The sequence below is a fragment of the Chitinophaga sedimenti genome (genome assembly GCF_023156195.1).
Lineage (GTDB): Bacteria > Bacteroidota > Bacteroidia > Chitinophagales > Chitinophagaceae > Chitinophaga > Chitinophaga sedimenti.
In genome coordinates, this window is record NZ_JAKUKA010000001.1 from 522,998 (window position 1) to 544,405 (window position 21,408).

26 protein-coding genes and 3 pseudogenes are annotated in these 21,408 nt (G+C 45.2%); 13 read left to right on the forward strand and 16 right to left on the reverse strand.

Annotated features, from left to right (window positions below; translation table 11 throughout):
- Window positions 1–631 precede the first annotated feature (631 nt).
- From MKQ70_RS03095 to MKQ70_RS03115, 6 genes and pseudogenes are all read left to right on the forward strand, one after another.
- Window positions 632–1,051: a very short patch repair endonuclease gene (locus tag MKQ70_RS03095; protein ID WP_248067864.1), complete on the forward strand. Its 420-nt coding sequence runs from the start codon at window positions 632–634 to the stop codon at window positions 1,049–1,051.
- Window positions 1,048–1,802: pseudogene (locus MKQ70_RS37475) on the forward strand (DNA cytosine methyltransferase). Before MKQ70_RS03095 ends, MKQ70_RS37475 begins: the two are co-directional and overlap by 4 nt.
- A gap of 125 nt (window positions 1,803–1,927) precedes the next feature.
- A complete protein-coding gene (locus MKQ70_RS37480) occupies window positions 1,928–2,257 on the forward strand; it encodes a DNA cytosine methyltransferase (protein ID WP_372490087.1) in 330 nt (109 codons plus the stop codon).
- A gap of 40 nt (window positions 2,258–2,297) precedes the next feature.
- Complete coding sequence (locus MKQ70_RS03105; protein ID WP_248067867.1) at window positions 2,298–3,716, forward strand: ATP-binding protein; 1,419 nt, start codon at window positions 2,298–2,300, stop codon at window positions 3,714–3,716.
- A 113-nt stretch (window positions 3,717–3,829) separates the two neighbouring features.
- On the forward strand, window positions 3,830–4,414 hold the full coding sequence (locus MKQ70_RS03110) for a sensor histidine kinase (RefSeq protein WP_248067869.1): 585 nt from the start codon (window positions 3,830–3,832) through the stop codon (window positions 4,412–4,414).
- A 307-nt stretch (window positions 4,415–4,721) separates the two neighbouring features.
- The gene (locus MKQ70_RS03115; protein ID WP_248067872.1) at window positions 4,722–5,489 is read left to right on the forward strand and encodes a hypothetical protein; all 768 of its coding nucleotides are present in this window, start codon (window positions 4,722–4,724) and stop codon (window positions 5,487–5,489) included.
- A gap of 123 nt (window positions 5,490–5,612) precedes the next feature.
- Here MKQ70_RS03115 and MKQ70_RS03120 read toward each other — a convergent pair whose 3' ends face one another.
- The 10 genes and pseudogenes from MKQ70_RS03120 to MKQ70_RS03145 form a co-directional block, all read right to left on the reverse strand.
- A complete protein-coding gene (locus MKQ70_RS03120; protein WP_248067874.1) occupies window positions 5,613–5,954 on the reverse strand; it encodes a hypothetical protein in 342 nt (113 codons plus the stop codon).
- Window positions 5,955–6,133: 179 nt separating this feature from the next.
- A complete protein-coding gene (locus tag MKQ70_RS03125) occupies window positions 6,134–6,484 on the reverse strand; it encodes a hypothetical protein (RefSeq protein WP_248067876.1) in 351 nt (116 codons plus the stop codon).
- A 631-nt stretch (window positions 6,485–7,115) separates the two neighbouring features.
- Window positions 7,116–7,439, reverse strand: a complete 324-nt coding sequence (locus MKQ70_RS37485) for a hypothetical protein (RefSeq protein ID WP_282456185.1) — start codon at window positions 7,437–7,439, stop codon at window positions 7,116–7,118.
- 11 nt (window positions 7,440–7,450) lie between these two features.
- Window positions 7,451–7,912: a HipA domain-containing protein gene (locus tag MKQ70_RS37490; protein WP_308199407.1), complete on the reverse strand. Its 462-nt coding sequence runs from the start codon at window positions 7,910–7,912 to the stop codon at window positions 7,451–7,453.
- Between the two features lie 181 nt (window positions 7,913–8,093).
- A pseudogene (locus MKQ70_RS41950) lies at window positions 8,094–8,422 on the reverse strand (HipA N-terminal domain-containing protein).
- On the reverse strand, window positions 8,397–8,636 hold the full coding sequence (locus MKQ70_RS03135) for a helix-turn-helix domain-containing protein (protein WP_248067878.1): 240 nt from the start codon (window positions 8,634–8,636) through the stop codon (window positions 8,397–8,399). The pseudogene MKQ70_RS41950 and the gene MKQ70_RS03135 overlap by 26 nt, the downstream one beginning before the upstream one ends.
- A 639-nt stretch (window positions 8,637–9,275) precedes the next feature.
- On the reverse strand, window positions 9,276–9,446 hold the full coding sequence (locus MKQ70_RS43685) for a Riean_0653 family protein (protein WP_504907807.1): 171 nt from the start codon (window positions 9,444–9,446) through the stop codon (window positions 9,276–9,278).
- Window positions 9,447–9,631: 185 nt separating this feature from the next.
- Window positions 9,632–9,904, reverse strand: a complete 273-nt coding sequence (locus MKQ70_RS43690) for a Riean_0653 family protein (protein ID WP_504907809.1) — start codon at window positions 9,902–9,904, stop codon at window positions 9,632–9,634.
- Window positions 9,789–11,366 carry a HAMP domain-containing sensor histidine kinase gene (locus MKQ70_RS03140; protein ID WP_248067889.1) on the reverse strand — a complete coding sequence of 526 codons (1,578 nt, stop codon included), beginning with the start codon at window positions 11,364–11,366 and terminating at the stop codon, window positions 9,789–9,791. The genes MKQ70_RS43690 and MKQ70_RS03140 overlap by 116 nt, the downstream gene beginning before the upstream one ends.
- Before the next feature lie 9 nt (window positions 11,367–11,375).
- Window positions 11,376–12,078: pseudogene (locus MKQ70_RS03145) on the reverse strand (response regulator transcription factor).
- Window positions 12,079–12,225: 147 nt separating this feature from the next.
- Between MKQ70_RS03145 and MKQ70_RS03150 the strand changes: the two are divergent.
- The 6 genes from MKQ70_RS03150 (at window position 12,226) to MKQ70_RS03170 (ending at window position 16,316) form a co-directional block, all read left to right on the forward strand.
- Window positions 12,226–12,867 (forward strand): spondin domain-containing protein, encoded by a 642-nt coding sequence (locus MKQ70_RS03150; RefSeq protein WP_248067901.1) that lies wholly within the window; start codon window positions 12,226–12,228, stop codon window positions 12,865–12,867.
- A complete protein-coding gene (locus MKQ70_RS03155) occupies window positions 12,846–13,526 on the forward strand; it encodes a spondin domain-containing protein (protein WP_248067903.1) in 681 nt (226 codons plus the stop codon). The genes MKQ70_RS03150 and MKQ70_RS03155 overlap by 22 nt, the downstream gene beginning before the upstream one ends.
- Before the next feature lie 94 nt (window positions 13,527–13,620).
- On the forward strand, window positions 13,621–13,920 hold the full coding sequence (locus MKQ70_RS37495; RefSeq protein ID WP_282456186.1) for a redoxin domain-containing protein: 300 nt from the start codon (window positions 13,621–13,623) through the stop codon (window positions 13,918–13,920).
- Complete coding sequence (locus MKQ70_RS03160; protein ID WP_282456187.1) at window positions 13,917–14,228, forward strand: thioredoxin domain-containing protein; 312 nt, start codon at window positions 13,917–13,919, stop codon at window positions 14,226–14,228. The genes MKQ70_RS37495 and MKQ70_RS03160 overlap by 4 nt, the downstream gene beginning before the upstream one ends.
- Before the next feature lie 389 nt (window positions 14,229–14,617).
- Entirely contained in the window at window positions 14,618–15,088 is a 471-nt protein-coding gene (locus MKQ70_RS03165) for a hypothetical protein (RefSeq protein WP_248067906.1), read from the forward strand.
- 454 nt (window positions 15,089–15,542) lie between these two features.
- Complete coding sequence (locus MKQ70_RS03170) at window positions 15,543–16,316, forward strand: carboxypeptidase-like regulatory domain-containing protein (protein ID WP_248067909.1); 774 nt, start codon at window positions 15,543–15,545, stop codon at window positions 16,314–16,316.
- Window positions 16,317–16,408: 92 nt separating this feature from the next.
- Here the strand turns inward: MKQ70_RS03170 and MKQ70_RS03175 are convergent, their stop codons facing one another.
- Window positions 16,409–17,050: a DNA alkylation repair protein gene (locus MKQ70_RS03175; RefSeq protein ID WP_248067912.1), complete on the reverse strand. Its 642-nt coding sequence runs from the start codon at window positions 17,048–17,050 to the stop codon at window positions 16,409–16,411.
- Between the two features lie 45 nt (window positions 17,051–17,095).
- Window positions 17,096–17,677, reverse strand: coding sequence for a hypothetical protein (locus MKQ70_RS03180; RefSeq protein WP_248067915.1), 582 nt, complete (start codon window positions 17,675–17,677; stop codon window positions 17,096–17,098).
- 151 nt (window positions 17,678–17,828) lie between these two features.
- Between MKQ70_RS03180 and MKQ70_RS03185 the strand changes: the two genes are divergently transcribed.
- Window positions 17,829–18,368 carry a hypothetical protein gene (locus tag MKQ70_RS03185; RefSeq protein ID WP_248067929.1) on the forward strand — a complete coding sequence of 180 codons (540 nt, stop codon included), beginning with the start codon at window positions 17,829–17,831 and terminating at the stop codon, window positions 18,366–18,368.
- Window positions 18,369–18,526: 158 nt separating this feature from the next.
- On the opposite strand, the gene MKQ70_RS03190 is transcribed toward MKQ70_RS03185, so the two are convergent.
- The 4 genes from MKQ70_RS03190 to MKQ70_RS03205 all read right to left on the reverse strand — a co-directional run bounded on the left by MKQ70_RS03190 (window position 18,527) and on the right by MKQ70_RS03205 (window position 21,127).
- Window positions 18,527–18,949: a hypothetical protein gene (locus tag MKQ70_RS03190; protein WP_248067932.1), complete on the reverse strand. Its 423-nt coding sequence runs from the start codon at window positions 18,947–18,949 to the stop codon at window positions 18,527–18,529.
- Complete coding sequence (locus MKQ70_RS03195) at window positions 18,874–19,245, reverse strand: carboxypeptidase-like regulatory domain-containing protein (RefSeq protein WP_248067935.1); 372 nt, start codon at window positions 19,243–19,245, stop codon at window positions 18,874–18,876. The genes MKQ70_RS03190 and MKQ70_RS03195 overlap by 76 nt, the downstream gene beginning before the upstream one ends.
- A 377-nt stretch (window positions 19,246–19,622) precedes the next feature.
- Window positions 19,623–20,486, reverse strand: coding sequence for a TlpA family protein disulfide reductase (locus tag MKQ70_RS03200; protein ID WP_248067938.1), 864 nt, complete (start codon window positions 20,484–20,486; stop codon window positions 19,623–19,625).
- A gap of 23 nt (window positions 20,487–20,509) precedes the next feature.
- Complete coding sequence (locus MKQ70_RS03205; RefSeq protein ID WP_248067940.1) at window positions 20,510–21,127, reverse strand: hypothetical protein; 618 nt, start codon at window positions 21,125–21,127, stop codon at window positions 20,510–20,512.
- Between the last annotated feature and the right edge of the window lie 281 nt (window positions 21,128–21,408).

A 21,408-nucleotide genomic window follows, 5' to 3' on the forward strand; every position in this document is an offset into this window, starting at 1 on the left:
TATGGATCGCTCGCGGGCAGTCGGAAACTTATTTATTATATAATCACCAAGATAGACGACTTTGGGTTGGAGAGGGAGAGTAGTGGAGAAATCAATGTAACGTAATGGCGGAGTTTTTGCTTTCGAGGTACGATTAAGCATAGCTAAGGGTATAATTACCACGTCACCACCAATTTGGCTAGTGAAGAACTGGAGACGGTACAAACGGAAATAGGGTATGAAGCAGAATGAGACAAGGTTTTGATCTTGTTGCATATTTCCCGAATTCAATTGATAAAAAAAAGACAGCAACTGTTATATTTCTGCAGTAATCTTTTTAAACCTAATGCTCTTAATTTTCATCCTGTTTTCGTACCGGAATTAATAACCGCATAAGCAAAATTTGCGTATTTTGCATAAATTTCTGTACAATGAGTCGATTTCGTATGTTCAAAAAGGCAGCTATAGAATAGCACAGTTTTAGCAGAACAAGGGAAAACCAATAATTGGGATGCTCTTTAGCTTCATAATACAAAGCAACAGGTTCAAATGGTGTACTACTTGAATACAATCTACCGTAAATACACTATTTGAAGTAGCCGATTTTAAAGGTTGATGTCATGTATCTTTTTACTTCAATAAAGAAATCATAATGGCAGATGTACATTCTAAAGATGTAAGAAGCTATAACATGAGTAGAATAAAGGGGGAAAATACTAAACCTGAAATTCTAGTCAGAAAATTTCTGTTTTCTCATGGGATAAGATATAGATTGCATGATAAGAGATTTCCGGGAAAACCGGATTTAGTCGTTCCGAAGTTTAAAACAGTTCTGTTTGTGCATGGATGCTTCTGGCATGGCCACCCGAAATGCAAATATTACGTTGTGCCCAAATCGAGAACGGAATGGTGGTTAAGCAAAATAAATGGTAATATAAAAAGGGATGCCGAAAGTGTTGAGAAATTGGAACGTGAAGGCTGGAAGGTTATTACAATATGGGAATGTGATTTGAAAGATAACAAGAAAGAGGTAACACTTCAACTACTTTTAAAGCAATTGAAAAACAAATGAATACCTTTAGATATATAGATTTATTTGCTGGTGCCGGCGGGCTGTCAGAAGGTTTTATCAAAGCTGGTTTTGCGCCAGTAGCGCATGTGGAGATAGACGAGGCCGCCTGCTTCACATTAAAAACTCGTACTGCATACCATTACCTTAAATCTACTAACAACTATGAAATATACATTTCGTATCTAAAAGGAGAAATAAGCAGAAATGAATTGTATTCTTCAATACCCTCTGAATTGTTAGATTCAATTATCAATCTTCCGATAGGTGCTGATTATAATCCTGCGATTCACAAAACAATTGAGAAACAATTGAATGGCACACAGGTCGATTTAATAATTGGGGGTCCACCCTGTCAGGCTTATTCCCTCGTTGGAAGAGCACGCTCGAAGAATGGTATGAAAGGAGATCATAGAAACTACTTGTATGTACATTACGCAAAATTCTGGAGAAATATAGCCCAAAGCTTTTTGTCTTTGAAAATGTTCTTGGTTTAAAATCTGCCGGGAATGGGGTTTATTTAGAGAATATGCAAAAGCTCTTTCTTAAAAAGGGTTATGATATGAAGATCTTCAATGTCGAAGCCAATAATTTTAATGTTCTTCAAAACCGAAAACGAATTATTATCATTGGTTGGAAACAAAATTTTAAATATGAAATCCCCAATCTTGAAAATATAAATACTAATACAGGTAAAACGGTAAAAATATTTTTACAGATCTTCCGAAAATTCAAGCTGGTGAAAGCAAAGTAAGATATCAGAAATATAGGTCACGGACTAACGCATACTTAACTGAAAGCTATATAAGAAACGGAATTGATGTATTAACTCAGCATATTGCACGACCTCACACAGAACAGGATAAGGAAATATACAGAATTGCGGTTGATAAATGGGATACTGATAGGCAACGACTGAATTATAATGATTTGCCTGAGCGGCTAAAAACGCACCAAAACAGGGATTCGTTTTATGACAGATTTAAAGTGGTTGCTGGTGATGAGCCATATTCTCAAACTGTAGTAGCTCATATTGCCAAAGATGGCCATTATTATATACACCCTGATTCTGAACAAAATCGTTCAATTACTGTTAGGGAAGCTGCAAGACTCCAGTCGTTTCCAGATGATTACTATTTCGAAGGAGTGAAAGAAGGCATGAGTCGAACTCCAGCGTTTAAACAAATTGGTAATGCTGTCCCCCTTTGATGGCATATGAAATTGCAACCAGAATTAAATCAGTGTTAAAATGATTGTAACTCCTGTACAAACCGGTAATTCAATTCTAAGACCAAGAGCACGATTAATTAAAACTATTGGAGAGGAGCTAATCAGCAATGATATTGTTGCCTTACTTGAACTAGTGAAGAATAGTTATGATGCAGACGCGTCTATTATCGTTATTGAATTTGATGGGACAGTTGTTGCTGAAAAGGTTGGGAAAAAGGAAATTCGAAAAATTATCCGGGATGGTAGCTCCATACAGGTCTATGATGATGGAACAGGAATGACCTTGAAAACAATCAAGGATGCTTGGATGGAACCGGCTACAATTTCAAAGAAGAAGTCAATTAAAAGTGGCAAAACAAGAAGATATACGGGTGAGAAAGGTATAGGCCGTTTTTCGTCCGCAAAACTATCCTCTGAACTCGAAATCATAACTCGTTTTGAAAAAGACAATGAAGTTGTTGCAAGATTTAACTGGAAAGAATTTGAAAATATTGACTTGTATCTTGATGAAGTTGAATGTGATTGGGAAGTTAGAGAACCAGTCGAGTTTATTAAGCCAGAACACGGAACAAAGTTAATTCTTAAAAATTTGAATTCGGACTGGGATGAAGAAAAGATAAGGCAATTAAGAATAACACTTCAGCGACTTATCAACCCAGTAGTGCCAGTGACAGATTTTTTGATCGAATTAAGATTGCCTAAAGGCTTCGAATCTTACTCAGGAATTGTTGACGCTCCTGAATCGCTAGCGAAGCCCAATCATTCTATAAGAGGTTCCGTGGATGAAAACGGGGAACTAACCTCTGTATACACTAGTAAAAAGATAGGAAATTTTGATATTCGAAAGAAATTATTGTTAAAATCAGGAGATAGCCCTAAAACAGGTCCATTTGAGTTTGATTTTAGGGTATGGGATAGAGATAATGATGCGTTAAGGGAAGTTGCCTCGGAATCTGAAACAAAGCTAAATGAAGTAAAGGCGGCGCTAAATGAAATGTCTGGGGTTAGTATATACAGAGATAAGTTTAGAGTGCTGCCCTATGGAGATCCTAAAATCGACTGGTTGCGCCTCGATTTAAGAAGGGTTAATAACCCAACTTTGCGTACTAGTAATAATCAAATTATAGGGTTTGTTACAATCGAACTGGAGAAGAATCCGGATTTTAAAGATCAGAGCAATCGTGAAGGGATTGTCGATAGTGAATCATTTGAGCAATTGAAGGAGTTTGTGATTGCGATTTTAAATGAATTAGAAGTAAAGAGATATGAGGAGCGACCCCGCGAAAAGGAAAATAGGGATGGACAGAAGGGGCTCTTTAATCGATTTTCGATTTCCCGGGTTGTAGAGTTAGTTGAAACAAAGCTACCTAATGACAAAGATGCTAAGTCAATAGTAGCGGAAACCGAGGCAGACATCCAAGAGGGAGTAAAAAGGTAAAGGATATCATATCAAGATATAGACGACTATCAACACTCGGTCTATTGGTTGATGTTATTCTACATGACGGAAATAATTTCCTTGCTAGGATAGATAACGATATCCATATGATTATGAAAGAAGTTGGAAAAGTGGAAATAGATAGGGAGTCAATAAAAGGAAGCATCGAAAATATAAAGGAAGAGAAGAAAGTTCTTGCTCAATTATTCAAAAGGCTTGAACCATTCGGAGGCAGAAAGAAAGGCCGGCCTGTGGATATAATACTTGAAGATGCAATTTCCAATGTTTTTGGATTGTATAAAACTGAGCTACAGCATTTTGATGTTTCGATAATTCTCCCAGATTCTAAAAATCTAGTGCGAATAGATGATGGAGAACTTCAGCTTATTTTGGTCAATTTAATTCAGAATTCATTATACTGGTTGTCAACCATCAATACTGAAAGGATTATAAAAGTTGAAGTAATAAGACACAAAGAAGAGCTTTCAATTGTGTTTAGTGATAGTGGACCCGGTATTAAAGAGGAGCATAATACTTTGATTTTTGAACCGTATTTCAGTACTAGACCAGATGGTATTGGCTTAGGGTTGACGATTGTAGGAGAGTTAGTGACTGAATATGATGGAGAATTTTATTTAATGGATAACGGGCCGTTGGATGGTGCAACCTTTAAAATAACCTTCAGGCATAGAATATGAATTTAAAAGTACTATTCGTAGACGATGACACCAAGATCAGGGAAGATCTGGTTAAAATCTTTAATGGAGAAGTTTGTAATTCCCATACTCTTATCACTTCAGGGGCACCTTCTTTTGAGGAAGGGATAGAGCTAGTCAAGCAACAAGACTATGATATCGTTATCCTTGATTTATACAAAGGGAAGCCGGAAGAAAGTAGCGATAAGTTAGGTCTTTCGGTGCTAAAGCAGATCCGGAAGTCGCATTCATTCCTGTAATTTTTTATTCAGGCCTAACGAAGGATTTGACCGGAATTGAATCGGAAGTTGTGGGTGTAGTAAACAAGGGACATGGTGGAGTCGAAGGATTAAGAAGTGAAATTAATCGGATTATAAGCTCAAATATTGCGCTAATAAAGGGAAAGGTATTCGAGCATGTCAAATGCTCGCTTAGGGACTATTTCTGGAAAACTGTACATGATAATAAAGATGTAATGGAGCCCGTCAAGAATGACGTTTCTATCGGATATTTATTACTACGAAGATTAGCTCATTCACTTTCAAAAGACAACATAAAAGTAATACTCGGCGATGATAAAATTCGAGAAGGAAAAACGCATCCAATGGAATTCTATATTTATCCATCGGAATCGAAAGAATATAGTGCAGGAGAAGTTTTGTTTAAGGATGGTAAATATTACATTATATTAACTCCGAGTTGCGACTTTGTAGCTGAAGGCTCACGCCCACGTAAAGTCGGTGAAGTTTTACTTGCGATTGCCACTCCCCTAGAAAATACTGAATTTTATAAAAAATGGTCGGCGAATAAAGAAAAGTATAAACAATCGTTTACAGAACTTATTGAGTCAAGAAAGGGAGATAGGTACTTCTTTTTGCCTAAAACTCCATTTATAAAAAATTTGTTGTTGGATTTTCAATTGAAGCAAATGGTGAATTACGATGAATTAGGCTCGTTTCAACGGATTACAAAGTTAGATACTCCTTTTGCGCAATCTATGGTTTCAGCGTTTGTTCGATATTACAATCGAATTGGCTTTCCTGACATAGATTCTGAGTTTGTAATTTCAAATTTGTAGTATCGCGTTAACTGAAGGCAAAAGTATCTTAGGCCAAATGTTGCTGCAATTCAGTCCACAGGTTCACTTCTTAGTGAGCCCGCTTACACATTTTATATAATAATACCGATACATTCACTTCGCTTAATTATCTGACGACATTATTACAATAGGTTGTCCATCCTTTTCAGCAAGCTTCCATATACCATTATCGATGGCTATGTTGGCGAAGAACGAAATCTTTTCCTCAATAGATTTTAATCGATTGAACTTGTTTTTTTGTTTGATGTCAACTTTCACTTCCCAAGACCAAATTTCTCCCGTTTTAGGATGCGGTATTGAAAGATTAATAGCATATTCGGGAGAGTATACGTTCATTACTGCGTTCGCCCCTGTGAGATCGATAACCTCTGCAACTCCTTTCTCATAGTTATAATTGTAAAACTCGAACATCTTTTTAAATTCGTTTCCGTTAACAGATTTCATCCCAAGTGTATTAGATTTCTTATTCCTTTTGGGTAACCCTTTCTTCCTCTTGACCAATGATTTAAACCTAATATTCAATCGTTCGGAAAAAAAAAGTGACCCACATGTCATAAACATTTGATAATACCTCCGAAAGGTACCGGTATTTGCCGTCAATAAGTTTTAATGCTACATCCTTCTCAATTATGATGATATGGCCCTTGTTCGTCCTGATATTCTGTAGAGATAATAATTTCTATAATGTCATGCATTGACAATATCTTGGGTGTTGACGCACTCTTTCGTTCGTTATGTTTTGTTAAGTTAACAATATCACCAAGAAGGCCGTAATCCGCGCATTTATGCATTAATGATGCATGTGATTGCCTCATTTCTGCCGGTAAATGTTCTCGAAAGTGATATAGAGCAATTGCGGCCTGAAGGCCAGCTGTTCTGTCGATATTTTCGCCAGATACAGAATTTGCTTTAACCTTAAGAAAGTTTTTATAAGGCAGAATCACATTTTCGTAAAAGAATGTTTTTAAATCCATATTCACTGCTTTCGTTAGTAAAACTAATTATATCCAAGATATTAATCGATTGGCTAATTTATTTAGCAATATTAGCTAGATATATTAGTATTAGAGAAAAGAGATTTTCCCGCGGCTGTAGTGTGCGATTTGATAATAGTAATAATGCTGGGGGATAACATATATTCTCTATTAATATTTGCTTTTTTACAGAGCTTTTCTATTAATAGGGCATTGTAGTGACATGATTTTTACCACAATAGATTTATTTTTCTATGTTTTATACTGATTTGCATTTCTTTAAATTAATAAGATCTTAATTTTAAGCCTAGTCAAATAAGCTATTTAGAGAGGTCGCAAAAAAGGGTACATATACTTTTAAAGCGGTCGATTTATAGGCACAGCGTGAGGTTTCTTAATATTGTTTGAGTCCCAGCGGAATCACAGAAACAAATTCAAACGCACTTAAAGCCGTACAGATCGTGGGATTTATACGGCTTTTGTCTTTTTAGCCTGAAAAGGTGAACCGTATTATTCCAATCTAAGCGGTCGCAAAATCTTTGTTTGAGCATGTAGCTGCCTGACAAAGACGTGAAAGCCCGCATGACATTCGTGCTCATGCGGGCTTTCTATTTTGCTGGACACTGCTATATCATTTCTCCATTTGTTTTAATCTGGCCTGATAAGATTGAAGGTAATTTCTTCGTGTAGTTTCCTCCATAAAGGATGCAGCAGTGAGTTTTTCAACGATCTCCGAACCTGACGTCATCGTTGTTATAATCCTGTCGAATGTCTTTTCCGGAATGCCTGCATGGTTCGCCAGGATGGCAAACTGCTCGCTGATTTTTCCTTTTGCCAGCTTTTTAGGCAGAAGTCCGTCATCCAGTGCAAAATCCTTGTCTTTTATATGGATACGGCTATTAAGAAGGTCGTAAGCAGGGCTTAGTCTAAAGTCTCCCATTGGTGTTTCCAGCAAAGAGAAGTTCTTTAGATGGGCGTCTCCGTTGGAAAAAGGTAATTAAACATCAGTACTTGCAGGAGCTTCGGCGCTTCCAGTGTGTAAGCTGGTACGGTGCGCTGCATCAGCTCGAACAATTCCAGATAATTACCCAGGTATTTGTAGTGTTCACCATGTGTCTGTGGTGTTCTTCCAGCCAGGGAAGCAAAATCTTCCTGTGCCAGTTTCGAGCCATCTGGGCTAACGTCAAATCGTTTGGTAATGTAGGCAGGCTGTCCGTCACTAAAGAAAATCAGTGCGTTTTCAGCCGTTTCTATGCCATAAGCCTGTCGGGCAATCTGCATGGTCAGGTGCTCATTGTAAGGCATCTGGCCAGGTTTACGCCCCACGGAGGGCACAGGTTTAAGGATGTAGCTACCCCTTTCTCCCTCGTTGACCAGCCTGAGTTTATTTTTTCCAAGAGTACAGAGAATTTTTCCTGTACTCCTGATATGGACATCCTCTGCTGGTTTTCGAGAAAGAGCTCATCGTTTTCCCCTCCCGAGGCAGGGGAGTTATAAGGCAGGATATGGCTCACAGCCTTACCGCCGAACATTCTTTTTAAACAGGTCTTGCTATAGGTGTGATTATTAGGAGCCAATGTTCCCGGACAATAATCAATTACTGGTAGGCTCATTTTTGTTTACATTTAATTATGTTCACCGCTCCAATGGTATCATACTTTGCAATAGTCATTAATAGTCCGAAGTAATCGTTCTTGTCAATACGGTTCTCGCGGCAGACAACAAGTTTATTGGAGCCTTCGGGTAGCATGTTATAGAAAAAGGGAAAAGATGGGGCGACCTATATTCCTCGCCGGTTTTCGGAAGGGTGAGGCTGACCGGAGGTTTGCCTGGATCGTTCAACCACGCAGCATGATAACTAAAAGTGAATGTCCCATCATCGAGCTGGCTCAATACCCCCGCTTCCTGTCCTTTAAACAATACTTTCGCCTGTCTCATTTGTTAACTGATTTGTTTTTACTTTAAAGTTCAGTTGCAATCCGAGGGCATCTCCCAACTTTTGTAGGGTGCTGACGGTTGGATTTCCTTTTCCGCTTTCCAGCTGCTTCAATGTCCTTAGTCCCACTCCAGACAGTTCCGCCAGCGTTTCCTGGGTAACCTGAAGAGCAGTCCGGCGTTCTTTTATTACGTTAATGAGGTCTTTATGGTGCATTATAACGCTCTATTTAGTGTAAATATAACCAATAAAGTGCAATTATCATTAAAAAGTGCTTTTTGATGCACTTTTAGATATGGGTTATTACTATATCTCCCATCTTTCTGACCATTACACAACGGAACCAAATTGCAATAGAAGCAATCAAAATGCAAGAGAAAGACTATATCTCTTCCAAATCCCCGGAAACATGGCTACAATATATTTAGAATCTTATTTTTGAATTAATGAAGACAAACAAACTGGTTATTTTGAAAACCTAGTTCCGGTTTGAGATACGAGAAAGGGAGAAGGATAGTCGCGTAATATTGATATTTATTCCTAAAACCCGATACGTCCATATTTGTTTGAGAGACATTACCTGACTAAGGTTTCCAGAAGCCGGTAGCGCGTTTGCCGTGATCTGAATCTTTGCACTGTCGCCTTTTGCGTGTTCACCCAGTTAATAATTGCTTTCAGTAAAAGTGCGTTCTTTTAGTTTGTTGAAATTACCGACTTATTTACGGATGAAAAAATATCATCCAGTTCCGTTCTGAGCGGATCAGTCTGAGCGAATGCCTGACACAGGCTTACGGTCATCGCAAGGATTAACAATGATAAGGGACGAAACATATAGGGCATTTTTGATGACGTGTACTAATACAATTTCAGATCGAACCTGCCATCGGTTACGGTAAGGGTTTCACAGCCTGGTTTAGAAATCGTGAATGAAAATGTACCGGCTACGATTTGTTCAGTCATAGACAGTTTTGTAAGCTCTAAAGTTCCTGAGCATTGGGTCCGTCGTCGCCTCTGTAATAATAGCAACCACTCTTTGTATTGCGTACAATTGCAGCAAGATTACTCTCTCAAACAGTGCCGATTGGGTATATACCGGCCTTATCGATGTTGTAGCCACTGATCTTTCTCTAACCGACCCCTACTGGTCGCACGGGTAGCGGAAATAGTTATCGAACTATTACTGTATGTTGGGTCATAGGAGACATGTGGGTTTATGCTCCCAGGGGGTAACCGCCTTGGGGCAACCATGCGCTGCCGTTAGCCAAACATCCAAAGGTGTTCTTTCCCTGCTGGGTGATGGTCGGAAGCTGATCGATTGGCGCTTTATTGTCTTTTTTGCAAGATGTTCCGCTTAGGATAAGGCAACAATCAGGAGGGTAACAATGTATTGCACAATGGAAAAGAGTAAGGCAGCCAATCAATTTGTTGATGCCCGTTATTGGTATATCCACGCTTCCTGTCAGTGAAATACCTTCCGTCAACATGCCGCCAGCATAAACCTAAAAGTAGTTCCCTTCCCTGGTTCACTTTGTATTGAAATGGTAGTTTGGTGCAGATCAAGTATTTTTTCACGATAGCCAGCCCCAATCCCATTCCTTTACCATCACCATCCTGTTGCAATTGTTTATACCGCTCGAAAATAAGCGATTGCTGTTCGTGCGGAATGCCGTCCCCATCGTCCCAAACGGCAACTTCGATTTGGGTGGCGGAGCGCTGGCCGAGCAGGACCCGGATGCTGCCGCCCGGATGGGTGAACTTCAGCGCATTATCCAATAAGTTTTGGATCACCCGCTCCATCTGCGCGATGTCGGCCAGTACATGCGGCAGTCCGGAAGGTGCTTCCATGTGAAGTGATACGTTTTTATTCCGGGCTATCAGCTGATATTTGGTTACAATGTCGTTTACCAGTTCGCTTACGAAAACAGGTTCGAGCACCGGGCCGGCCTGCCCCGCTTCCAGTTTGGAATATTCGAATAGTTGGGAAACGAGCCTGGATAGGTTTTGCGAGCTGTCGTGCACGATGCCCGGGAACTTTTGTTGTTCTTCCGGCGACAGCCGGTTCTGCCTGATTTGGAGCGTTTCGATATAGCCCTGCATGATCGCCAGCGGCGTGCGGAGGTCGTGCGAAACATTGGCGATCAGCTCCTGCCGCAGTTTATCCGTTGCCGAGAGTTCTTCCATGTTCCTGACGATAGTATCCGCCATTTCGTTGAAGGCGGAAGTGAGTATCCCAAGGCTTCCACTACCGTGTTCCGGTACGCGGGCGGTATGCTCCCCGTCTTTGAAACGCTGCACAACGGCCGCCGCCTTGCGTAAATTCCCGTTGATAAGCCGCCAGGTAATGATTGCTACAACAATGGCAGAAATTAATGTCAACACCAGCAATATGCTGCCAAGCTGCACGAAAAACCACCGGTTGCGGCCCTCCAGCGCGGAGCTTTGGAGCTTGCTCGCCAATACTGCGTACACATACCCGGCCAGCTTTCCGTTTTCATAAACAGGAGCCGCGGAAAAAATGCTCGCTTCGCCGGGTTGCCGTGGATTGCTTCCTGTAATGTAGTGCCTCCCGTTCTCTGACATATATCGTTGTACGGGCGCAAGGTCTACCCGGTCGGTAAGCACGGATGCTTTGGGCACAACGTAATCGATGATTTTGCCTTCCTTATCGAGCAGGTAAACTTCTACGGAAGGGTTAATGACCATCGTGGAATGGATGATCTCGTGCATAACGGTAGTATCTGACTTCCCGTTGCGGATCGGTTGCGTCGTAGAAGCGAGATGCGGGGCGATGTTGCCATATAGCTGCTGGTTCACTTCGTAATAGTACTGGCGGGAGATGCGGGAGGCCATGAATAGGTAAACAATGCCCAGGATCACCAGCCACACGGTGAATACAATGCATATTTTCCAGAAGAGCGCGTTGCCGATCGGCCGTTTGATTTGCATAACAGGCGTTTAAATTTCTTCATTGAAACGGTAACCGACGCCCCACGTCGTCAGTATATATCTCGGCGCGGAAATATCGGGTTCTATTTTGCTGCGGAGCCGGTTGATGTGGGAATTAACGGTATGCTCATAGCCGTCGAAATCGTACCCACACGAGGTTCAGCAGCCGTTGCCGGTTGTAGCTTTTGCCTGGGCTCGAAGCCAGGAGCACGAGCAGATCGAATTCCCGGGGCGACAATTCTATTCTTGTTTTCCCGAGTGTCACCTTCCGCATGTCCACATCGATTTCCAGTTCTCCAAACCGCAACACGGCGCCGGGTTGCACGCCGGCGCCGGCTTCTTTCGGTATTTCGCGCCGCCGGAATATGACCTTCACGCGGGCCAGGAACTCGCGGATGCTGAAAGGTTTGGTCAGGTAATCGTCCGCACCCGTTTCCAGTCCGAGCACTTTGTCGATCTCCTCCGATTTCGAGGTAAGGAAAATAATGGGCGTTTCCCGGTCTTTCTGGCGGACAAGCCTGCATATTTCCATGCCATTGATGCCTGGCAGCATAATGTCCAGCACGATGAGCTGAAATCGTTCCTGGTGTATTTTTTCCATCGCATCGTAGCCGTTCCGGGCGTCGTTCACTTCGCATCCCAGGTCCGACAGGTGCATGCGCAACAGTTCAACGATGTTGGGATCGTCTTCAACGACCAGTACTTTATGCATGTTTCTACGGTATTGTGGTATCGAAAGTCGGCAATTCCAGCCAGAAAAAAGGCGCCGTGATACTTTTGTTATAGTTCCGGGAGGGTGGCGGGACAGATTTCAGGTTGCTTTGCCCTATGAAATCTATTGTTCACCAAAAACATCCATATGGAAACAACAAGTAAATCCTTTCTCCTGCTTGCCGCCTCGACGACTATACTGGCCGCATGCCATAAAGACGACGATATGCCCATGATGAAGGAGAAGACGGTCATGGTGGAAAACGTCTTGCAGGCAAAGCACCTCGTTGAATCTGGCACATTCGTCGGCCCGGGTATGCCGGGCACGCCGCCGGTGGTTTTCCCGGGACAGGAAGTCTCGTTCTCTTTTTCAGCGGCCAAAGGACAGGCAGTTACTTTCGCGGCAATGTACGGATGGTCTAACGACCTTTTCTTCGCACCCGTTAATCCGGGTATCGCGTTATTCGATGCTACCGGGAAACCGCTGGAAGGCGATGTTTCGTCCCAGCTGCGGTTGTGGGACAATGGTACCCGCGTGAACCAGGCGCCGGGAGCATCGGTAACAAGGCCGGGTACGGCGGAAAACAAGCCTGTGGCAGAGGTTGGCGCTATGGACGCGCAGGGCAACAGTTATTTGCCGGCTTCAGGCCTGATGAAGTGCACGTTGAAATATGACGGCAATTCCCGCTTCACCCTCACCATCCGTAACGTATCCGGGGAACAGCCAACGAAACGCCGTTCAGCCCCGGTGTATGGGCAGTGTCGAACATGTTGGGCGGAAATCTCCTGAACGGGATGCCATTGTACGAAGCGGGAAAGCCGACTGCCAACGGGCTTACGCCATTGGCGGAAACGGGAAATAACCAGATGCTTGCGGAATATGCTGCGATGCAGACCGGCATCCTAACCCCGCTGTCGCCCGTGCTGATCGTCGTATACAGGGGCAACGAAAACCCGCTGTTCATGGTCGGGGAAAAAGACCGGGGCAAAGGGTTGGCCGACCTCGCACAGAAAGGCGATGCCTCCAAACTGGAAAGCTCGCTCAGGCAAATGGCAGGCGTGCGCCACGTATACGTCGTGAAGGCGGCGAACACGGGCGTATTACTGCCGGTTTTGGGACAATCTACCGGCGGAAGCATCAGCCAGCGTATTTCATATGAACCTGGCGACCGGATCACCTTCGCAACGATGTTCGGCTACTCGAACGACTGGTTTTACTCCTTCGGAGCAGATGGTATTATGGCGGGCGAAGCAGGCAACCAGACCGATAAGGTGATGTTGTACGACAATGGAACGGCCGTAGACCAATACCCAGGGGCGGGCAACAGTCAGGGCGCCTTTGGGGGAGCGCCGCCGATGCCGGAAAGTCTGCCGATCAAAGCAGTGGCCGGGGAAATGTACCCGGTGCCGGCAACCGCCAATGTACTCAAACTTACCATTACGAATTGACGAACGGTGAACAACGCCAATACCGGGGAAGGCCCGCCCGCTGCGGGCGGACTTCTTTTCCCGGGCATATTTTCAGCACACAAACTAATAATCAATGAAACGACTGATATTTTATACGCTGGCCTGCCTGGCCTTACACAATGGTCTCTCCGGCCAATCGTTACCTGAAAACTCAATGGACGTACATCCGTTACCCATCGGGGCTATGGTGCCGGATATCGGGCTAGTATCGGCTGCAGGAGACAGTGTGGATATGAAATCTATTTTGAACGGAATGCCCACCGTCCTGGTATTTTACAGGGGTGGCTGGTGCCCGTATTGCAACCGTCAGCTGGCAGACCTGGCGGTGGTGGAGAAGGATTTGAAGGCAATGGGATACCGGTGGTGGCCGTGAGCCCGGACGTTCCGGAGCGGTTGCGGGAATCGCAGGACAAAGGAGATTTGGGCTACCGGTTGTTTTCAGATGCATCGGGGAAGCTGATCAGGGCTATGGGGCTTGGATATAAGGTGCCGGAAAATTACCGCGGTATCATCCGCAAGGCATCCGATGGGCAGAATGAAGATTTGTTGCCAGCGCCGGCCGTATTCCTGGTAGACGGGCAGGCGAAGATCACCTTTTCGTATATGAATCCGGATTTCAAACAAAGGTTGTCAGGAGAAGCACTAGTACAGGCGGCGAAGGCGTTTCGCGGCAGGCCATAATGATCGATGGCTTACTGCGCCGGATGATGCCGTTCGCTTTGCTGCCTGTGAACACGGACGGGCAGCAAAGCGAATGGACTAACAACTACGGGTGTAAACCTAAGTCCGGATTATCTAACCAGGGTGTAAACCTCTTTTAGGACGTGACAGCTGCTTTGCGGGCCTACCGAACCTACACCGATCCATCACCTATCCATCACTGAACCATCCAACCCACGTATACCCCATACCCCACATCGCACTATCCCCGCACCCCGACAGAAATAACCGAAAGTGATATGGCAGAACGCAAAATTTGCCCCGAATCTTTGCGACAAATTGACTCTTTTTGCAACAAAATGATACGGACAAACGCAAATGTGACCCCCATCTTTGCATAAACATCGCTTATGATCCAGCATGGTTTTAATGCCGTATCCAGCGGCGCAAGCGGCCAGTTCGGCAAGCAGGTCGTCGTGTACTTCCGTTACGGCAAACAGATTATCGCCAGGACGCCGCGCAAGCGTCCAGGTAGAGGTACAGACGCGCAGGAACGTACAAAAGCGCAGTTTCGGGAGGGAGCTGCATGGTCTGCCAAAGTGCGGAAGTCATCCGTGTTACATGATGTCTATAAATCCGGCCTTCATGGTTCACTCAATGTTCATAATCTGGCCATCGCTGATTATTTACAGGCGCCGGTGATTCACGGGGTGGAGATAGGCGATCGGGGAATAGTTGTAAAGGCTACGGATAATTTCAAAGTAGCCATGGTAACGGTACGTTTGTACAACCGCAACGGCGAGCTGGTAGAGAGTGGTAAAGCGGCGCAGGAGGATCCGGAGTGCTACCCGGAAAGAAGCAGCTGGATGGCTGTCGTGTAGTCGTGTCGGTGACAGACCTGCCGGGGAATGAAGCGCTAAGGGAGCTGTTAATAGAAGGGGGAGCATGAAGTATAGGCCGGTAAGTGACCACGAGGCTTTACCTGAGAGCGAATGGTTGTCGATGATTACCCGTCAGCCACCTTCCTAGCATAAGCCCGGGAGGAACGTCGCAAGACGCCTGAAGGGGCGAACCGGAGCATCACAAAAGGTGATGCATCCTGTAATTAGTTCTTTGACATATTGGTTAAAAAAGGCCCGCTTTTTATTTATATATAGAAGGGGAGCCGCCAGTACTGTTCTCCCTACTCCGGGGTGTGGAGGAAGGACGGCGGCTGCCCTTTACTTGCACGTCAAACACGATTTTAGCATCTGCCGCAGTTCATCTGCCATTTCAGTGTTACAGGTGATTGCGCACTGATATTCTTTCCCAACTTTAGCCTACAATCAATCAAATATGAAAATGACCAGTACTGTTCTTCGTTTGCTGATAGTGGTGCTATTGGCCACTTCCTGCGGCAAAGACCCGAAAGAAGAGCCGGGAGGCGCTACAGACCCTGGAACTGTAACCAAAGGTTATGTGAAAGGTAAAGTGACCGACACCAAAGGGCAACCGGTAAAAGGTGTAAAGATCATCATCGATAACACATTAATCTATAACAGCAACTTGCTCGGTGTTACAGACGCCAATGGTAATTATAGCATCCGGCTGACGAATTTTACCTGGCAGGCTTATGCAGAAAAGGAGGTGAGTTATAATGGCCAAACGTATAAGATTAATTATCATCCCGATAATAACGAAGGGTTTAGCCAGGAGGGCGCCATTCGGAATTTTCAATGGAAACTGACGGGACAAAGACCTGGTCAAACCGGTTTCTATGGCGGCACGATCATGATCGATAAACATATACTGAGCGAGGTGTATGATTCAGAAAACATCGAATTTACTTTAACACCGGCCGGTAACTTGATCGACAACTCGGCCGGTGAGGTGATCCGGAAAAAGCATGGCCAGCCAACAACAGATACTTATGGCAAACTGGTAGATATCCCGATTGGCCGGTACACTGTAACGGCTACCTACCATGGTACCGCCGGCAATGTGGCGATTAAACTGCGTGACAAGGGGCATAATCCTAATGGCCCGTTTACTGCCAGTATTACGCTGGATATAGATGCCAATACGAACTATGGCAACAATATGGCTTTTATCGACTATACCGAAAAATAATATTAAAGGGGAATGACATCCCGGCATCCGTTCCGGCGACAGAAAGAACATCGACAGGAACAGCCGGCAGAGATCTTCCGCTGGTTACGCTTTTACAAATTCCGCTTGCTGCTTTCAATTTTAATAAACGCAGGCAGGTAATTAGGCGTACACCCTTTTGATACCTTATCGTCTTTATAAAGTCCCGTTTTTTCTCCCAGGGTGATGCACCGATTCCGGTACTGTTTGTCATAAATGCCGATCCAGCCCGCGGTGAAGTTCATGGCCCATTGTACTTCCGGCACTTCTTTAGCGATATCGGTCTCTATTTTGGCTAACAGGGCGGGCGTATTGGCAGGGGATGGTTGTCCCATCCATCGCAAACGCCCCTGGTAATACCAGAATATCCGTCTTTGCAATGCGGAAGCGCTATGCTCCCAGGATTCGATCAACGCAATGGTCTTTTTGTTTTTTACGAGCTGGTTGGCCATGAGCCAGTCCACCAGCTGGTTGCGCTCATGCAGCGGGTGGATGTACATATCCCCGATCAGTTGATTGGTTAAGTCCGCTGACACCTGCTTATTGTCCATAATGAGTATCGCCAGTAACCTTGGCTGGAGCTGTCCGGTCGACCATAGTTCCAGGGCCAGTTCGTGCTCCGTTTTCAGCTGCTTCGCAATGTTGCGTAAGTCGCCAAGCTTGGTTTTGGCGTTTATTTTACCCAGGATGGTGGCTGCTGCCGACGAGGTTTTCATGGGTGATGTGATTGATAATAGTTAATAAAGTCACGACGTCATAAGCTAACAGGGAAACCACCACTGCAGCGCGAAAAGCCTGCCATCCTTCACATACAGGCGGATGTGGCCGTCGGAGATGTTGTTTTTATCTTCTCTCAAACATATCATGTCCAGCTGCCCTTCACCGGCTACATCTGTAACGGTGGCCTGTTGCGCGGCATTTGGAAACAGCTTTTTGAGATCGGTCATAGTGGTCTGCTTGTTCAATGTATGCCCCTTAAAAACGATGAAGTCGCCATCACTGAACCTCACTTCGTCTATCGCCGCCTTCTCTTTTACGTTTTCATACCGCGACCCGTTTTTATAGAGGTACCGGGCCTCTGGGTCCACCGAGCCATCTGTTTCCTGGAAAATATTGGTGCAGGGTTCTTCATCCGCGAGTAGCCGGGAACTGTCTGGCTCTCCGAGAGCAGCCCTGAATTCCTGCATGCTAAAGTAGCGGGGTAATTTACCGTTCAGCAGGATATCACGTTCTTCCATGACCTCTACAGCGGTATCTCTTTTCGGCACATCGGCCTGCTGTGCGGTGGCAACCGTTTTATTTGGCTTTTCGTTACAGGAAACGGTCAGTGCAAGTGAGAGCACGGCAGTAAAAGGCCGGTATGATCTGGCAAACAATGTCATAGGCACTAATATAGGAAGATGTTCTTGGATGATAGTATAGTTCGCATGCTTTTTTCCCCATTACGGCGGTTCATATTAACATGGAAGCGTAAAGCACCTTAATTTGCCGGCTATGACGACCATTTCGCTCACACATGATAGTTCCTCATTTAACGCGCTTTATTTTAACGCGGAGGGGGCAAGCCGCGCCATTCTATTTGCCGTTGGGTCGGGAGGCAATCCCGAGCGGCATCTTCCCTTGCTACAACATTTGCACGAAAGGGGAATGACCGTGATCGCGCCGTATTTCGAGCGGCTGGTTACGTCCGGTCCGGATGCCGGGATGTTATTGGACAGGGCTGCCAGACTGCGTGCAGCGTTCCGGCATGTCCACAAGTTACAGGTTGCCGGGATAGGGCATTCGATTGGCGCTACGTTGTTGTTGGCGATGGCGGGAGGAAATATGTTCACGGCGCCCGGTGCGCCATTGCCGGTGGTGCCGGATACGCCTATGGACAAACTGGTGCTGTTTGCGCCCCCACGGGGTATTTTGATGCGCCCGGAGCATTGGATAAGGTCCTCTGTCCCGTGCAGGTATGGGCCGGGGAATTGGACGCTGTTACGCCGCCTGTGCAGCTGGCTGTATTGCAGCGAAGGCTGCCGGGACGGTTAGACGCAAGGCTGGTGGAGCATGCCGGGCATTTTACGTTTATGAATGTATTGCCACCCGGCATGTCGGATAGTATGGAAGATCGGGAGAAGTTTCTTCAACATTTAGCCAAAGAGGTAGAAACTTTTGTGTCAACATAGTCAGCGGCTTCCGTTATTCTTTCACATCCAGCGTAAGGCAGTTTTTACAAAAATCTGTAGCAGGATTAAAATCAACCACCACACTATTTCCATAAGCGCCGGTATCCGACAGTCTGATTTGCATTGTTTTTGTGCCTGTCCCGGCGGTGCGTACACTGCCGATACAAGGTACCGGCCGATGGGTACTTCTATTTTCTGGCTGTTGGGCACCTTTATGGTAATGGTACTGCCCGTGCTGCCGTCGATTAGTGCGCCCTGTGGAACGAGGGTAAGTGTTACATTGGTATAATCGTAAAACGTGCCCGGCTCCGAGGCTACCGTAACCTGCCCGCCGTAAATGCCGGTCGACCGGCCAACCTGTTCGCCGGTCAGCTTCCAGGTAAAATTCCGTACCGCGCCATCTTCCGGGAAAAAGTCGTTGGTCGACTCCGGGTGCAGGTCCATCGTGTAGCGTTTGCCGTTATAATCCTTTTGAATAGAGGCGTAAGCGTAAAGGCGTCACTGCCCAGTCCGGCCAGTTTGCGGCTGTAGGTGCCGTTTTCTAAAGTGGACGTCACCGTATTTTCGTTGTACCAGATCACGCTCGATACAACAATCTTTGCACCGGCCACCGGGCGTCCGTCGGCGGTTAGCACTTTTCCCCGTATCATGCCGGCCGTTTGGTTAGTATTGTCGGGGGCGTCTTTCTTGCAGCCCATCAGGAGCAATGGTACTGCCAACAACAGGTGAATCGCATTCATTATACAATGTATTAAGTGGCCGGCAAATGTAAATGACTTGCCCGCCCCATTCAACTTGTGTCGACATACGCACGGGGATCAAAGACAAAAGCCGCATAAATCCTGCGATTTGCGCGGCTTTTTGCTAAGATATGTATAAGCGCTTACCCCGCTAATCTTCGCTTTCTCCATCACTTGTAGGCAAAATCGCAAAGTTACCCGGTTCGATCTTTGTGAGGGGAGCGGCGGCGCATATGCAATTACATGGTTGTCCGCAACCTTATATATTTTGAAGTTCAGTTTTCAGTCCACCTTCGGTCTGAGGCATGTCAATCAGTCTGCTTCATTTATTATCTTTTGCAGTAAGTCATTTCCAGGGTACCCTGTGAAATGATGTTTTAATACCCCTTTTTATCAAATACAAGATAGCTGGGTACCCCTTCGAACTTGTAGTGCTCATACAGGTACGTCCACTCTTTTGAAGTCAGGTAGTAATGCTCTCCACCGATGCCCTGTATGCGCTCTTTCCATAGTTTTTTGGGAGACGATGGGTTGGTGATGTAGATAAATGTAGCATCATTATCTGCTATGCGCATTTTTAATGCCCGTGAGTCTTTAATGGCTTCCAGGCAGGGTATACACCAGGTGGCCCAGAAATCAACAATGACGGTTTTTCCTTTATACCGGGCAATAATGGCGTTCATTAATGCCTCGGCAGGTACGCCTGGTGTGTCATTGATGACAAGTTTGTTTTTTGAGAGGGCGGTTTGTATAACTTCCTGGTTCCGGCGTAATAGCAGCTTTTCAAGGTCTGATCCCTTGTAGTATTTTTTGATGTTGTCGATTTGTGTTGGCGAGAGCGGTTGCACCTCCACTTCGAATTGCAGGCCATAAGCATTGCCTATCAGCATATCATAAAACATGCCCTGATCGAACCCTAAAAGCGGCGCCAGTATCTGTTTCGTGTTCCGGACCCATTCGTCAACCGGGGTGTCCCGTATGCGTGGGATATTCAATATGTTATTGGTCAGTAATTCCTGCGTAAAAGCCGGGAAGGAGTGCGCGTACAGGTATTGAGGATTGTTCAGGTTCAGTTCCTTCAGAAAAGAAAAGTATTGACGGTCGGGCGTTTGTATCTTTGAACTGTCCGGTTTTTGTTGATTGTTCGTATTCCGGTAGTTCAGTTGCATTTCTCCCTGGTAGTCAAAAATATGCGTGTAATACATCGCGAGCAGGTAATCCCTGAATACCAGCTGTTTCATTGACCCGGATAGCGGCGATTGATTCAGTATGGTCCATCTTTCGTAGAAAACGTTTTTGTAAAATTGATGAACTCCGTAAATGACCGGTCGTACAAGGTGGGCCGTGGTTTATTGGATTTATGTGCCAGTAATTCATTAAACCTGGCAAGCCCCTGCAGCATATCTGCTTCCGTAAATTCCGGAAGATCACCGGCGTTTAGTTGATTGACCATTCCTTCCTGTGGCTGGTTTGCGAATGCCGGCTGGCCGCTGACTTTTATTTTGTTAATCGCGCCTTCGTCGTTATAGCTGAAGGTTACTTTATTCTCCCCGCCCTTTTTTAATGGCGCCGTCACCCAATGTTCCCGGTTGACGCTGGTGGAAATGGCACAAATACCCAGGTTTGTCTCCGTGTTTACTTTTAACGCAAAACGGCCGTTGGGCTGCACCAGCGTTTTGTATTGTTTATGCCGGCCGGTAAACGGTTGCCCGATCGTTACAAACAGCCACACACTGTCCTCTTTAAGATCGGCGGGGATAAATACTTCACCACTCATGGTAAGGGTGCCGGCCTGTAAAACGGGGCCGGTTTGGGCGCAGGTAAGTAGTGGTAAAAGGAATACAGAGACAACAATGGTTAGTTTGCTTGTAATTGATCGCATAATAACGTGGATTGATAGTTTTGATGCGCGCTGAAAGCTGTTGCCGGCGGCGGGTTAAGGGAATATGTTAAGTTTGCTGATGGGAGCGTGGTCAACAAGATAGGAAAAATAGTTTACTTTTTAGTCTGCTGCTACGTCGTTCATTAGCATAAGTCATGTTATCGCTGACCGCATCCACCAGGTACTCGCCGTCGTTCTTTAGCCGCGATGCCCCCGTTCTCTATCCGGGTTTACCAGTACTCTACAAATGCTACCGGTCCAGCCGCTGCCCGCTGCCACGA